11 protein-coding genes are annotated in these 14234 nt (G+C 59.6%); 3 read left to right on the top strand and 8 right to left on the bottom strand.

The window, feature by feature from the left end; genetic code table 11:
- Window positions 1-239 precede the first annotated feature (239 nt).
- Window positions 240-2120 (top strand): sigma-54-dependent Fis family transcriptional regulator, encoded by a 1881-nt coding sequence (locus ACEN8R_RS05940; RefSeq protein ID WP_495624630.1) that lies wholly within the window; start codon window positions 240-242, stop codon window positions 2118-2120.
- Between the two features lie 78 nt (window positions 2121-2198).
- On the opposite strand, the gene cysS is transcribed toward ACEN8R_RS05940, so the two are convergent.
- Window positions 2199-3581, bottom strand: coding sequence for a cysteine--tRNA ligase (gene cysS / locus ACEN8R_RS05935; RefSeq protein ID WP_111454075.1), 1383 nt, complete (start codon window positions 3579-3581; stop codon window positions 2199-2201).
- Between the two features lie 20 nt (window positions 3582-3601).
- Window positions 3602-5302 (bottom strand): glutamine--tRNA ligase/YqeY domain fusion protein, encoded by a 1701-nt coding sequence (locus ACEN8R_RS05930; RefSeq protein ID WP_018925483.1) that lies wholly within the window; start codon window positions 5300-5302, stop codon window positions 3602-3604.
- A gap of 261 nt (window positions 5303-5563) precedes the next feature.
- Here ACEN8R_RS05930 and ACEN8R_RS05925 point away from each other — a divergent pair, with 261 nt between their 5' ends.
- Entirely contained in the window at window positions 5564-6067 is a 504-nt protein-coding gene (locus ACEN8R_RS05925) for a peptidylprolyl isomerase (RefSeq protein ID WP_018925482.1), read from the top strand.
- Window positions 6064-6816, top strand: coding sequence for a UDP-2,3-diacylglucosamine diphosphatase (gene lpxH, locus ACEN8R_RS05920; RefSeq protein ID WP_018925481.1), 753 nt, complete (start codon window positions 6064-6066; stop codon window positions 6814-6816). The genes ACEN8R_RS05925 and lpxH overlap by 4 nt, the downstream gene beginning before the upstream one ends.
- 37 nt (window positions 6817-6853) lie before the next feature.
- Here the strand turns inward: lpxH and ACEN8R_RS05915 are convergent, their stop codons facing one another.
- From ACEN8R_RS05915 to ACEN8R_RS05890, 6 genes are all read right to left on the bottom strand, one after another.
- Window positions 6854-8383 (bottom strand): DHA2 family efflux MFS transporter permease subunit, encoded by a 1530-nt coding sequence (locus tag ACEN8R_RS05915; RefSeq protein ID WP_018925480.1) that lies wholly within the window; start codon window positions 8381-8383, stop codon window positions 6854-6856.
- Between the two features lie 126 nt (window positions 8384-8509).
- Complete coding sequence (locus tag ACEN8R_RS05910) at window positions 8510-9718, bottom strand: HlyD family secretion protein (RefSeq protein ID WP_018925479.1); 1209 nt, start codon at window positions 9716-9718, stop codon at window positions 8510-8512.
- 15 nt (window positions 9719-9733) lie between these two features.
- Entirely contained in the window at window positions 9734-11203 is a 1470-nt protein-coding gene (locus ACEN8R_RS05905) for an efflux transporter outer membrane subunit (RefSeq protein ID WP_018925478.1), read from the bottom strand.
- Complete coding sequence (locus ACEN8R_RS05900) at window positions 11193-11672, bottom strand: MarR family winged helix-turn-helix transcriptional regulator (protein ID WP_018925477.1); 480 nt, start codon at window positions 11670-11672, stop codon at window positions 11193-11195. The genes ACEN8R_RS05905 and ACEN8R_RS05900 overlap by 11 nt, the downstream gene beginning before the upstream one ends.
- 195 nt (window positions 11673-11867) lie before the next feature.
- Window positions 11868-13187 carry an OprD family porin gene (locus tag ACEN8R_RS05895; RefSeq protein ID WP_495624629.1) on the bottom strand — a complete coding sequence of 440 codons (1320 nt, stop codon included), beginning with the start codon at window positions 13185-13187 and terminating at the stop codon, window positions 11868-11870.
- Between the two features lie 191 nt (window positions 13188-13378).
- Window positions 13379-14212 (bottom strand): phosphodiesterase, encoded by an 834-nt coding sequence (locus ACEN8R_RS05890; RefSeq protein WP_064618825.1) that lies wholly within the window; start codon window positions 14210-14212, stop codon window positions 13379-13381.
- Window positions 14213-14234: the final 22 nt, after the last annotated feature.

Here is a 14234-nt window from a genome sequence, read left to right as displayed (position 1 = left end):
GAACAACACTCTACGGATGCTTTAGCAAGACGATTACTCGAATCCCCCACATCCTGTGTAGCAGCTGGCGAAGCCTGCGTTCGGCGACGCAGTCGTCGTAAGACCTGTTTGCGTGGTCGTCCTGATACACCGCGACGCCTGATTTCACGACGACTGCGTCGCCGAACGCAGGCTTCGCCAGCTGCTACATGAAGCGTGTTACTCATAACAAAAATAATAATGCCCAGAGATCGACCGCCATGGCCGTACCTGTCTCAAAGCGCTCCCACGACGCCATCATCCAGGACTCCTGGTCCCGCTGCCGCGCGTTCGGGCTCGATCATCAGAGCGCGCCAGCGTTCGATCAGCTACCGGCAGACGGCATCGCCCACTTGCTGGAAAGTCAGCATTCGCTGGTGCAAACCACCCATCAGGAAGTCCTGCCGTATTACGAAAACATCCTCAGCAACTCCAATTGCCTGATCATGCTCGCCGACAATCACGGCCAGGTGCTGACGTCGTGGGGTACCCAGCGTTTCATCGAGCCGAGCCTGACCCGCGGTTTCAGCGTCGGCGCCAGCTGGATGGAGCATTGCAGCGGGACCAATGCGATCGGCACCGCGTTGGCCTGCGAGCAGGCCGTACACATCGAGCACGATGAACATTTCCTCAAGGCCAACCGCTTCATGACCGGTTCCGCCGCGCCGATTTTCGATGCCGAGCGCAAGGTGATCGCGGTGCTGGATGTGTCCAGCGACAGCTACCTGCCGCCCTCCCACACCCTGGGCATGGTCAAGATGATGAGCCAGACCGTGGAGAACCGGCTGATCCTCAACCTGTTCCACGGCCAGCATTTCCAACTGACCTTCAACACCGGGTTGAACAACCTCGACAGCCAATGGGCCGGGATGCTGATCTTCGATGAAACCGGTCAGGTACTGTCGGCCAACCGCCGGGCCGACAATCTGCTGGGCATCAGCCTGTCGCGGGTCAGCGTCGAAAGCCTGTTCAAAGTCTCGTTGATGGAACTGCTGAATCAGCCGGACGGCCTGCCGTTTTCCCTGCAAGCCTCAGGAAACAACCGTTTCCAGTGCGTGCTGAAACGACCGAAACAGGCGTCGATTCAGGCGCGGCTGTTTGCAGAAAAAAAGAGCACTGAAACGAAAAGCCCTGAAATAAAGTGCACTGAGCCCACCCTGGCAGCGCCCGCCGCGATCAGCCTCAACACCCTGCACTTTGGCGACAGCCGCGTGGAAAAAGCCGTGCGCCAGGCCGAACGTTTGCTGGAGAAGGACATTCCATTGTTGATCCACGGGGAAACCGGGGTCGGCAAGGAAGTCTTCGTCAAAGCCCTGCACCACGCCAGCTCACGCAGCAAACAACCGTTCATTGCCGTCAACTGTGCAGCGATCCCCGCCGAACTGGTGGAGTCCGAGCTGTTTGGCTACGAGAAAGGCGCGTTCACCGGCGCCAACCAGAAAGGCAGCATCGGGCTGATCCGCAAGGCCGACAAAGGCACCCTGTTCCTCGATGAAATCGGCGACATGCCGCTACCGACCCAGGCCCGGCTGCTGCGGGTATTGCAGGAACGTAGCGTACAACCGGTGGGCAGCAGCGAGTTGTTCCCGGTGGACATCCGGATCATCTCGGCGACCAACCGCTTGTTGCGCGAGCAGGTGCAGTTGGGGCGGTTTCGTGAGGATTTGTATTACCGCATCGGTGGTTTGACCCTGGAACTGCCACCGCTCAGGGAACGCAGCGACAAGCAGGCACTGTTCAAGCGCTTGTGGGAACAACACCGTGAACCGTCGCAATGGGCCGGGTTGAGCCCCGAGGTGTTGGAACTGTTCAGCCGCCATCCGTGGCCGGGGAATTTGCGTCAGGTCAGCAGCGTGATGCAGGTGGCGTTGGCCATGGCCGAAGAGCAACCCGTGCGGCCGGAACATTTGCCGGATGATTTTTTTGTCGATCTGGAGATGGAGCCGGTGGATACGCCGGAGCCGATAGCCGTTGATTTGAATGATGCCGAGGCATTGAATCGGCAATTGCAGGCGGCTGGGGGAAATATTTCGCACTTGGCGCGGCGGTTAGGGGTTAGTCGCAATACCCTTTACAAGCGGTTGCGCCAATTGGGGGATTGAAGGCTGCGATCTTTTGATCTTCAACCAAACAAACAAAAACCCGCACAAGGCGGGTTTTGTTTGTAGCAAACGCAGCGATCAGTCAGCCAGACGCCAGGTCGTGCCGCCCTTGCCGTCTTCCAGCACCACGCCCATAGCGGTGAGCTGGTCGCGGATGCGGTCGGATTCGGCCCAGTCTTTGTTGGCACGGGCAGTCAGGCGCGCCTGGATCAGTGCATCGACTTCAGCCGCGTCGACCCGCCCTTCGGCACCGGCCTGCAGGAAGTCATCGGCTTCAAGCTGCAACACACCCAGCACGCTGGCGAGCTCTTTCAAGCGCGCCGCCAGACCGGCCGCCGCATCCAGATCGCTCTCGCGCAGACGGTTGATCTCGCGGACCATCTCGAACAGCACCGCACAGGCTTCCGGCGTGCCGAAGTCGTCGTTCATCACCTGGGTGAAACGCTCGACGAAGGCTTCGCCGCCAGCAGGTGCCACTTTCGGCAGGCCTTTCAACGCATGGTAGAAACGCTCGAGGGCGCCCTTGGCGTCCTTGAGGTTGTCTTCCGAATAGTTGATCGCGCTGCGGTAGTGGCTCGACACCAGCAGGTAACGCACGACTTCCGGGTGGTACTTTTCGAGCACGTCGCGAATGGTGAAGAAGTTGTTCAAGGACTTGGACATCTTCTCGCCATTGATGCGAATCATGCCGCAATGCATCCACGCGTTGGCGTAGGTCTTGCCGGTGGCCGCTTCGCTCTGGGCGATTTCGTTTTCGTGGTGCGGGAACTCGAGGTCGCTGCCGCCGCCATGAATGTCGAAGGTCTCGCCCAGGCAGCAGGTGGACATCACCGAGCACTCGATGTGCCAGCCCGGACGACCGTCGCCCCACGGCGATGGCCAGCTCGGCTCGCCCGGCTTGGCGCCTTTCCACAGCACGAAGTCCAGCGGGTCCTGTTTCGACTCGTCGACTTCGATTCGTGCGCCGATGCGCAGGTCTTCGATCTTCTTGCGCGACAGCTTGCCGTAGCCCATGAACTTGGCGACGCGGTAGTACACGTCGCCATTGCCCGGTGCGTAGGCGTAACCCTTGTCGATCAGGGTCTGGATCATCGCGTGCATGCCCGGGATGTGATCCGTGGCACGCGGCTCCATGTCCGGTTTTTTGATGTTCAGGCGCGCTTCATCTTCGTGCATCGCTGCGATCATGCGCTCGGTCAAGGCCTCGAACGACTCGCCGTTCTCGTTGGCCCGATTGATGATCTTGTCGTCGATATCGGTGATGTTGCGCACGTAGGTCAGGTCGTAACCGCTGAACCGCAACCAGCGGGTCACCAGGTCGAACGCGACCATGCTGCGGCCATGGCCCAGGTGGCAGTAGTCGTACACGGTCATCCCGCAGACGTACATGCGCACCTTGTTGCCATCCAGCGGCTTGAAGACTTCTTTGCTCTTGGTGAGCGTGTTGTAGATCGTAAGCACGACGGTTCCTTAAGACTTGATCACTGGCCCCACGAATCACGCAGGGTCACGGTACGGTTGAATACCGGAGCGCCCGGTTTCGAGTCCTTGATATCCGCGACGAAGTAACCTTCGCGCTCGAACTGGAAACGGTCTTCCGGCTGTGCGTTGCCCAACGAGGGTTCAGCACGACAACCGGTGAGGACTTGCAGTGAGTCAGGGTTGATGTTGTCCAGGAAACTGGCGCTGTCTTCGGCCTTCTCCGGGTTCGGAGAACGGAACAGACGATCGTACAGACGCACTTCGCACTCGACGCTGGCCGCAGCTGGCACCCAGTGCACCACGCCTTTGACCTTGCGGCCTTCGGGGTTCTTGCCCAGGGTGTCCGGATCGTACGAGCAACGCAGTTCGACGATGTTGCCGTCGGCATCCTTGATTGCTTCGTCGGCACGGATCACGTAGCTGCCGCGCAGACGCACTTCGCCGTTCGGCTCCAGGCGCTTGTAGCCTTTTGGCGGCTCTTCCATGAAGTCATCGCGGTCGATGTAGATTTCACGGGCGAACGGCAGCTTGCGCACGCCGAGTTCTTCTTTCTGCGGATGACGTGGCAGTTCGAGATTCTCGACTTGGTCTTCCGGGTAGTTGGTGATCACGACTTTCAACGGACGCAGCACGCACATGGCGCGCGGGGCATTCGCGTCCAGGTCCTGACGGATGCTGAACTCGAGCATGCCGAAGTCGACCACGCCATCGGAACGGTTGGTGCCGATCATGTCGCAGAAGTTGCGGATCGACGCCGGGGTGTAGCCACGGCGGCGGAAGCCCGACAGCGTGGACATGCGCGGATCGTCCCAGCCATTGACATGTTTCTCGTCCACAAGCTGCTTGAGCTTGCGCTTGCTGGTGATGGTGTAGTTGAGGTTCAGACGGCTGAATTCGTACTGACGCGGGTGCGCCGGTACTGCCAGGTTGTCGAGGAACCAGTCATACAGTGGACGATGGCTTTCGAACTCCAGGGTGCAGATCGAGTGGGTGATGCCTTCAATGGCGTCCGACTGACCGTGGGTGAAGTCGTAGTTCGGGTAGATGCACCACTTGTCGCCGGTCTGGTGGTGATGGGCATGACGGATGCGATACATGATCGGGTCGCGCAGGTTCATGTTCGGCGAGGCCATGTCGATCTTGGCCCGCAGCACACGTGCGCCGTCCTTGAATTCGCCGGCCTTCATGCGAGCGAACAGGTCGAGGTTTTCCTCAACCGAGCGGTCGCGGAACGGGCTGTTCTTGCCCGGCTCGGTCAGGGTGCCACGGTATTCCTTGGCCTGTTCGGGGGTCAGGTCGTCGACATAGGCCTTGCCGGCCTTGATCAGCTCTACCGCCCAGTCATGCAACTGGTCGAAATACTGCGAGGCATAGCGCACTTCACCGGACCATTCGAAGCCCAGCCATTTGACGTCGCTTTCGATCGCGTCGATGTATTCCTGGTCTTCCTTGGCCGGGTTGGTGTCGTCGAAACGCAGGTGCGTGACGCCGCCGAATTCCTGGGCCAGGCCGAAGTTCACACAGATCGACTTGGCGTGACCGATGTGCAGGTAACCGTTGGGCTCAGGCGGAAAACGGGTAACGATCTGCGTGTGCTTACCCGAGTCCAGGTCCGCCTGGATGATCGGGCGCAGGAAATTGACCGGCACGGCAGGGCCGGTCTTGGAATTCGAGGTAGGGTCGACAGTGGGCTTGCTCATAGGATCCTTGAACGTACAAGTGCGCGGCCAGTTGGCCAAATCAAAGCGGCTGTTATAAATCAAAGGGGCTTATCATAGCCGATGCTGTCAAGTGGCTGACAGAGCAGGCCGGCAATCGGTTGCATTTAATCGGCCGGCGATGAAAAACAGCCTCGAAATTCGCGTCCGGCACGCTAAACTGCGCACCTTGGCCGACACTGGCCGGACCGGTTGAGGGCCAAAGCGCCCCTAACCCACGAATTTCTATAAAGAGTACTGATCATGACTCAAGTCAAACTGTCTACCAACTTCGGCGACATCGTCCTGAAACTGAACGCTGAAAAGGCACCGCTGACCGTTGCCAACTTCATCGAATACGTCAAGGCCGGTCACTACGAAAACACTGTTTTCCACCGCGTCATCGGTAACTTCATGATCCAGGGCGGCGGTTTCGAGCCAGGCATGAAAGAAAAGAAAGACAAGCGCCCAAGCATTCAGAACGAAGCCGACAACGGCCTGCCGAACAAGAAGTACAGCGTTGCCATGGCCCGCACCATGGAGCCGCATTCGGCTTCCGCGCAATTCTTCATCAACGTGGCTGACAACAGCTTCCTGAACCACAGCGCCAAGACCGTTCAGGGCTGGGGCTACGCGGTATTCGGCGAAGTGGTTGAAGGCACCGACGTCGTCGACAAGATCAAAGGCGTGGCCACCACCTCCAAGGCCGGTCACCAGGACGTCCCTGCAGACGACGTGATCATCGAGAAAGCCGAGATCATTGAGTGATACTGCTGATTTCAGACTTGCATCTGGAAGAGGAGCGCCCGGACATTACCCGGGCGTTTCTGGATTTGCTCGCTGGACGCGCCCGCTCGGCGAGTGCGTTGTACATTCTGGGCGACTTTTTCGAGGCGTGGATTGGCGACGATGCCATGACAGCCTTCCAGCGTTCCATCTGCCAGGCCCTGCGTAATTTGAGCGACAGCGGCACGGCCATTTTCCTGATGCACGGCAATCGCGACTTCATGCTCGGCAAGGCCTTCTGCAAAGCGGCCGGCTGTACCTTGCTCAAAGATCCGAGTGTCGTGCAGTTTTACGGCGAGCCGGTGCTGTTGATGCACGGCGACAGCCTCTGCACCCGCGACGTAGGTTATATGAAGCTGCGGCGCTACCTGCGTAACCCGATCACCCTGTTCATCCTGCGCCATCTGCCTTTGGGCACCCGGCATAAACTGGCGCGCAAGCTGCGCAGTGAAAGCCGTGCGCAAACGCGGATGAAGGCCAATGACATTGTCGATGTCACGCCGGAAGAAGTGCCGCGGGTCATGCAGGCCTATGGCGTGAAAACCCTGATCCACGGCCATACCCATCGCCCCGCCATCCACAAGTTGCAGATTGGCGAGCAAGCGGCCAAGCGCATTGTGCTGGGGGATTGGGACCGTCAAGGCTGGGCGTTGCAGGTGGATGAGCAAGGGTTTGCGTTGGCGCCGTTTGATTTCACCCCGCCGCCGCAATTGGCAGCACCTTCAGCCTGATCGTTCCCACGCTCTGCGTGGGACCGATCTTCCTGCCTCAGTGGCCGGAAGCAGCCGGCCCCGCCTTCGCCGCAAACGGCGGTTTCGCCAGCCATACCAGCAGAATCAAGCCCATGAACGCCCACCCCAGCAACGTGAAGTAATCCACGGTGGAGAGCATGTACGCCTGGCTGGTCAGTACATGATCCAGTTGCGCGTAGGCCGGGTTGCCCGCCCCGCCCAGCGTGTTCAACGCCTCCCGGGTTGCCGGCTCATAGGTGGTGATGCTTTCACTCAGATACGCATGGTGCTGATCGGCCCGGCGAATCCAGATCCAGGTGGTCAACGACGCCGCAAAACTACCGCCCAGGGTCCGCAGGAAGGTCGCCAGCCCCGCGCCGTCGGCAATCTGGCTCGGCGGCAGGTCCGACATCAAAATGCTCAAGGTCGGCATGAAGAACAGCGCCACGCCAATGCCCATGAACAGCTGCACCAGGGCGATGTGCTGGAAGTCCACTTCGTTGGTAAACCCGGCGCGCATGAAACAACTCAAACCGATGCACAGGAACGCGCCACCGGCCAGCAATCGCAGGTCGAATTTGTGCGCGTACCTACCGACAAACGGCGACAACACCACCGGCAGAATGCCGATCGGTGCCACCGCCAGGCCAGCCCAGGTAGCGGTGTAGCCCATCTGGGTTTGCAGCCATTGCGGCAGGATCAGGTTGATGCCGAAGAACCCGGCGTAACCGCCCACCAGCACGATGGTGCCGATGCGGAAGTTGCGGTAGGCGAACAGCCGCAGGTTGACCACCGGGTGTTTGTCGGTCATTTCCCAGATCACGAACACTGCCAGCGCAATCACCGAAATAGCCGCGCCGATGATGATGAAGTTCGACTCGAACCAGTCCAGGTCATTGCCCTTGTCGAGAATCACCTGCAATGCGCCAACGCCAATGATCAAGGTGATCAGACCCACGTAATCCATCGGCTGGTAACTGGTCTCCACCGGGCGCGCCTTGAGTTGCTGGCGCACCACCATCACGGCGAAAACCCCGATCGGCACGTTGATGAAGAAGATCCACGGCCAGCTGTAGCTGTCGGTGATCCAGCCACCGAGGATGGGACCTGCAATCGGCGCCACCACCGTGACCATCGCCAGCAACGCCAGGGCCATGCCGCGCCTCGCGGGCGGATAGACCGCGATCAACAGCGTCTGGGTCATGGGGTACAACGGCCCGGCCACCAGGCCTTGCAGTACCCGAAAGCCGATCAGCTCCGGCATCGAAGTCGAGATACCGCACAGAAACGACGCCAGCACGAACAGCATCGTCGCCCAGAGAAACAGTTTCACCTCACCAAAGCGCCGGCTGAGCCAACCCGTCAGCGGCAGCGCGATGGCGTTGCTCACGGCAAACGAGGTGATCACCCAGGTGCCCTGCTCCGAACTCACGCCCAGGTTGCCGGAAATCGTCGGCAAAGCCACGTTGGCGATGGTGGTGTCGAGCACTTGCATGAACGTCGCCAGCGACAGGCCGATGGTGCTGAGCACCAGGCTGGGCGGCGAGAAAGAGGCGTTATGGCTCATCGCGAATCCTTTGGAGCTGAATTTTTTGGAGCGGGATTGGCACAGCGCCTGTTACTGACGCAGCTGACCTTGTGGGAGTGAGTGTGGAGAGGGAGCTCACTCCCACAGGGTCGGTGTGATGGCGAATCAGCGGTGCGCGGTTTTGCTGACCGCGGCGCTGTTATCGTGGATCAATTGGGTGATCATCGCGTCGGCCTCGACCAACTGACGGTCATACACATTGGTACTGAACGAAGCCTTTTGCGGTGGCTGTTGCGCCAACACCGGACCGCTCTGGTCACGCAGGTTCACCTCGACCTGAGTCGACAGGCCGACCCGCAACGGGTGCTTGGCCAGTTCTTCGGCATTGATGTGAATCCGCACCGGCACCCGCTGCACGATCTTGATCCAGTTACCGGTGGCGTTCTGCGCCGGCAGCAAGGCAAACGCGCTGCCGGTCCCGGCACCGAGGCTGTCGATGGTGCCGCTGTATTTGACGTTGCTACCGTAGAGATCGGCTTCAATGTCCACCGGCTGACCGATGCGCATGTCACGCAGTTGGGTTTCCTTGAAGTTCGCGTCGATCCACAGCTGATCCAGCGGAATCACCGCCATCAGCGCGGTGCCCGGCTGGACACGCTGACCGAGTTGCACGGTACGTTTGGCGACATAACCGGTGACCGGCGCGATCAAGGTGCTGCGGGCATTGTTCAGGTACGCCTGACGCACTTGCGCAGCGGCGGCCATCACGTCCGGGTGCGACGACACCACTGTGTCATCGACCAGCGCGCTGGTGGTCTTGAGCTGTTGTTGGGCGTTGGCCAGGGCGTTCTGCGCCGAGGTCAGGTCATCACGGGCGTGGGACAGCTCTTCCTGGGAAATCGCCCCGCCGGCAGCGAGGTTTTTCCGCCGATTGAAGTTCTCCTGAGCCTTTTGCACTTCGGCCTGCTGCGCATTGACCTGGGCTTTCATGCCGTCGACGTTACTGTACAAACCGCGCACCTGGCGCACAGTGCGGGCCAGGTTGGCCTGGGCGCTTTGCAGACCGACTTCGGCGTCGTTCGGATCGAAGTTGATCAGCACCTGGCCTTCATGGACCAAATCGCCATCGTCGGCGCCGATGCTGACCACGGTGCCGGTGACCAGCGGCGTGATTTCCACCACGTTGCCGTTCACATAGGCGTCGTCGGTGCTTTCGCTCCAGCGGCCGAAGAATTGGTGATAACCCCAGACGCCGGCTCCGGAGAGGATCACCATGATGGTCAGGACAAACAGCATCACCTTGCGCTTGCGCGGGTTGCTCGTGTCTTGACCGTTGTCAGGCGTTGGGGTTGGAGTTGTATCGGCAGTGGCCATGACAAGTACCTTGAATTAGTTGTGCTGCGTGGCTGGGGTTGCGTTGGCGGCGGTCAGGGTTTCGCCCTGAAAACCGCCACCCAGCGCCTGCATCAGTTGGATCGACAGGTCGATCTGCTCGGCATTCAGGTTGGCCAGCTGACGCTGGGCCTGGAGCAATTGCTGCTCGATGCTGAGCACGTCGAGGTAGTTGCCGATGCCGGAACCGTAGCGCTGGACCACGGTGTTGTAAGAATCCCGGGCGATGTCGGTGGCGTGTTGCTGGGCACCGATTTGCCGGCCGATATCGTGCAACTGGTTGATGGTGTCGCTGACATCGCCCAAGGCTTTCACCAGGCTTTTGTTGTACTGCGCCACCGCGAGGTCGTAATCGGCGTCGCGGGAATCGAGGTCGGCACGCAGGCGGCCGCCGTCGAAAATCGGCACCGAGATCGTCGGCGCGATGTTGAAGAAACGGCTCGCCGATCCAAACATCGCATCGCCCAGTAAAGATTCGGCACCCGCCGCCGCGCTCAAGTTCAAGTTGGGATAGAACTGTGTTTTGCCAGCGGCGATGTTCTTGCTCGCGGCCTCGACCCGCCAGCGCGCGGCCACGAGGTCGGGACGACGACCGAGCAGTTCGGCCGGCAATACCGACGGCAATGCAACGGCGCTGGCCTGAAGGACTTTCGGCCGGGCGATTTCGTTGCCGCGATCCGGGCCTTTGCCCAGCAGCACCGCCAAGGCGATTTTCGCGCTTTGCAGGCGTTTCTCGGCGTCGATCAGGCTGGCTTCGGCGCTGGCTTCAAGGCTTTCGGTTTGCTGGAACTGGTACTGACTGTCGATCCCCGAGCTCAGGCGACGCTGGCTGAGGTCGAGCATTTGTTTGGTGCGCTTGAGGTCTTCGCTGGCCAGGTCATGGATGATGTGCGCCTGCCCCAGATCGCTGTAGGCACGGGCGACGTCGGCGGACAAGGTCAGTTGCGCGGCCTGCTGATCGACTTCGGCGGCGCGGGCCTGGCCCAACGCGGCTTCCCAGGCATCGCGCTGGCCGCCCCAGAGGTCGAAGGTGTAATTGAAGCTGGCGCCGAGATTACGCACAGTGGAGTAAGTGCCACCCTGCCCGCTCGGGTCTTTGTCGCGGGCCAGACGCGAACGGCTGACACCGGCATTGGCATCGAGGGTGGGCATCCGTGCAGCATCGGCGGCGTAGGCGGCAGCACTGGCCTGGTGAGCGCGGGCGTCGGCGATTTGCATGTCGGGGCTGTCGTGCAGGGCTTCGCGGATCAGGCCGTCGAGCTGCGGGTCGCCGAGGCTTTTCCACCAGTCGCTTTTCGGCCATGCGGCGGGTGTCAGGGTCACGCCATTGAGCGACTGCCCGGCCTTGAGGTTCTTCGCATCGAGGCTGACGCCTTCGGTGCTCAGGCCACTGTAACTGGCGCAACCGGCGACGCTCATGGCCAACAGCACCAGGCTCAGTCCGGTACGCAGGCGTTTACTGTTCATTGCCACCTACCCGCAGCAAGGTGATCGAGTCACCCGCCGCTACCAGGATTTTCTTCAGGATGTGTTCCAGGGCTTTCAGTTCTTCCGGGGTGATGGCCCCGGCCAGTTCATTCATGGCATCGGCGCCGATTTCCGGCAGACGGTCAGTCAACTGTTGACCTTGTTCGGTCAGCACCAGTTGCACCTGACGGCGGTCTGCTTCGGAGCGTTGGCGGGCGAGGAAACCTTTCTGTTCCAGACGATCGAGCATGCGGGTCATCGAACCACTGTCCAGCGACAGGTGGCGGCACAGCTCGGCCGGGGTATCGACGCCGAACTGGGCCATGATGATCAACACTTTGAACTGCGCGGCGGTGATGCCGTGGGGTTCCATGTGAGTGTCGATGATCCGGTCCTTGAGCAGCGCGGCGCGTCCGAGCAAGAGGCCGAGATGGCAATTATGGAAATCGTATGAGGAGAAATGTTTCATCTGGCCACCGATTAGCTGCCTAGGCAGAGAATGTATGACGAGATGTTACTGCCTAGGCAGCGAATGTCAACGTAATAGTTAGGTTGCTTTGTATTTAGCTGATCGGCGGCGGGGGGATAGAGTGGTCAATCGTCGGCAGGAACAGGTTCACCCACATGATCGTGAACCTGTTCGCCGATGGGCTTGAAGGCGGGCTTACATCAGGGGAATGGAATAGCTCACGATCAGGCGATTCTGATCCTGATTGCGGGCGATATCGCTGCGTGACATTGCGTTGCGCCAGCCGAAACCGACGTTCTTCAACGCGCCACTTTGAATCACATAATCCAGGGAGATATCTCGCTCCCATTCGCTCGCGTCCTGGCCGCTTGTCGTCTGGATGTTGTTGCCCTTGAGATACATGACCGACGCCTTCAGACCCGGAACTCCCACGGCCGCGAAGTCGTAGGCATATTGCGCGAATGCGGTCCGTTCGCCGGCCTGGATGAAGGTTTGAATGGTGCGGTCGGTGTACAGATAAAGACTGGCGCCGCCCTCGCCTTTGTCGACCAGCCCGCCTTGATTGAGTTGAGCAAAGTTGCTGTCATCGGAAACGCTTTGATAACCCGCTGTAATGGCATGGCCGCCTAACGAGTAAATGAATGCCGCACTCCAGGTATCGTTGTCGATTTCACCCGTCCCGCCTTTGGTATAACCACCTAACTTGTAACCACTGGCACGCCCGGCGGCACTGCTGTTCTTGCCATCGGAAGTGGTCTTGAAATATCGCAAGTCGGTTTTCAGCGAGCCGTACTCACCCAACGGCAGTACATGCAATACACCGGCGAAGTGCTGTTGGTAATAGTCTTCAAGGTTGGCGTAGTAATACTGGGCAGTCAGGTCTTTAGTCAGTTTGTAATCAGCGCCGGCGAAGGTGAACTTGTTGCTTTCCTGGTTGGCACCCGCTACCGCCAGGCCGGCACTGTCGCTGGAACCGCGGCCAGTGGCATGCTCAAGTTGGCCGGCGGTAAAGATCAGATTATCGAGTTCGTTGCTGGTGACCTGACCGCCTTCAAAGGTTTGCGGCAGCAGTCGACCATCGTTCGCCACCAGAATCGGCAACTTTGGCTGCAAGGTGCCGTAGCGCAACTCGGTCTTGGAGAACCGCATCTTTGCCGTCGCGCCGGCACGCGCCCATTGATCCGCGGCCTTATCGCCATCACTGGGAATCATTGAACTGCCGACATGCCGTCCTTCACCGCTGTCGAGCTTGATCCCAAGCAAACCGATCGCATCCAGACCGAAGCCCACCGTACCGTCGGTGAACCCCGACTGATAGTTGAGCATGAAGCCTTGGCCCCATTCTTCAGTTTTCGACGGCGCGGCGGCACCGTCGCGGTTATCGTTATTGAAATAGAAGTTACGCAAGTTCAAGTTGGCTTTGCTGTCATTAATAAAATCAGCAGACGCCAAGGGACTCAGGGCCATGCCCAAACCGCCGGTCAAAAAACTTAATACTTGAAACGAGGCTTTCATCAGGGCGAACTCCAGCGCAGAAACCATGTTCTGTGCGCAGTAAAAAGACAGCAGGAAGCAACGGGCCCACCAATGGATAAGCCCGTGCATTAAGTCATCATTGAGATAAACGTCATGTAACCGTACTAAGTGGCCGTCGTTAAAACCTCCCCAAGCTAAATAAGCACAGCATCGTCATCGTCCTGGCGTTATCAGTCGATCAATCCATGATCGTCATAAAACGGATAAGGCCCGGCGTATTCACCGAACACGGCGTTGTGGGTCACCAGACCTTGTTGCGGATGCCAGCGATGTACCAGGTACCCCGCCGGCTCCAGATTGAAATGTGCGGGCGCGGATGCCTCCAGATCCAGCACGATCTGGTGGGAAGTGCCGGGGCACACACAACTCAACGAGCCGCCGAAGCGACGCTGCATGGGCCGATGCAGATGCCCACAAAGCAAGCGCTCTACCTGCGGATGGCGAGCGACGAGCGCTTCCAAAGCAGCGGTATTGATAAACGGCTCGTGGTCCATGTGGCCGATGCCCGTGATAAAGGGCGGATGATGGAGAATCAACAGCGTCGGTACATGGGGGCGACGGGACAATTGCTCATCGAGCCAGCGCAACTGGCTGTCCAGCAATTGACCGCCATGGGCGCCCGGCCGGGTCGAGTCCAAGCCGATCAGGCGTACCGGATGCTCCTCGACCACCCAGTCGAGCGGCGCGTTGGCGTTAGTCGGCAAATAAGTGTGATGGGTAAATCCCGCCAGTAGCTGCTCGCGATGATCGTGATTGCCGGGAACCAGATAGACAGGCATGTGCAATCGCGCCAGTTCGCGCTTGAGCACCGCGTATTCATCGGCACGGCCGAAATCCACCAGGTCGCCGCTGATGACCACGATGTCAGGGCGCGGTTGGCTGGCATTCAAATGATCCACCGCGCGCCGCAACGCGCCCAGACAATCGACCACGCCATAGGTCAGCTTTTGATCGGCTTTAAGGTGCAAATCGCTGATCTGCGCAATAAGAAACGGACTGTTCAAAATAAGTGCTCTTAAACAAAAA

The organism is Pseudomonas sp. Pseusp15, from assembly GCF_059492165.1.
The sequence above is the reverse complement of the archived record's forward strand: the minus strand, read 5'-3'. Positions and strand labels throughout refer to the sequence as shown.

What these genes read in the sequence shown, in the direction of transcription:
- ACEN8R_RS05940 (WP_495624630.1), top strand. Translation starts at nt 240, where the DNA reads ATGGCCGTACCTGTCTCAAAGCGCTCCCACGACGCCATCATCCAGGAC.
- ACEN8R_RS05930 (WP_018925483.1), bottom strand. Translation starts at nt 5,302, where the DNA reads ATGAGCAAGCCCACTGTCGACCCTACCTCGAATTCCAAGACCGGCCCT.
- ACEN8R_RS05925 (WP_018925482.1), top strand. Translation starts at nt 5,564, where the DNA reads ATGACTCAAGTCAAACTGTCTACCAACTTCGGCGACATCGTCCTGAAA.
- ACEN8R_RS05915 (WP_018925480.1), bottom strand. Translation starts at nt 8,383, where the DNA reads ATGAGCCATAACGCCTCTTTCTCGCCGCCCAGCCTGGTGCTCAGCACC.
- ACEN8R_RS05910 (WP_018925479.1), bottom strand. Translation starts at nt 9,718, where the DNA reads ATGGCCACTGCCGATACAACTCCAACCCCAACGCCTGACAACGGTCAA.
- ACEN8R_RS05905 (WP_018925478.1), bottom strand. Translation starts at nt 11,203, where the DNA reads ATGAACAGTAAACGCCTGCGTACCGGACTGAGCCTGGTGCTGTTGGCC.
- ACEN8R_RS05900 (WP_018925477.1), bottom strand. Translation starts at nt 11,672, where the DNA reads ATGAAACATTTCTCCTCATACGATTTCCATAATTGCCATCTCGGCCTC.
- ACEN8R_RS05895 (WP_495624629.1), bottom strand. Translation starts at nt 13,187, where the DNA reads ATGAAAGCCTCGTTTCAAGTATTAAGTTTTTTGACCGGCGGTTTGGGC.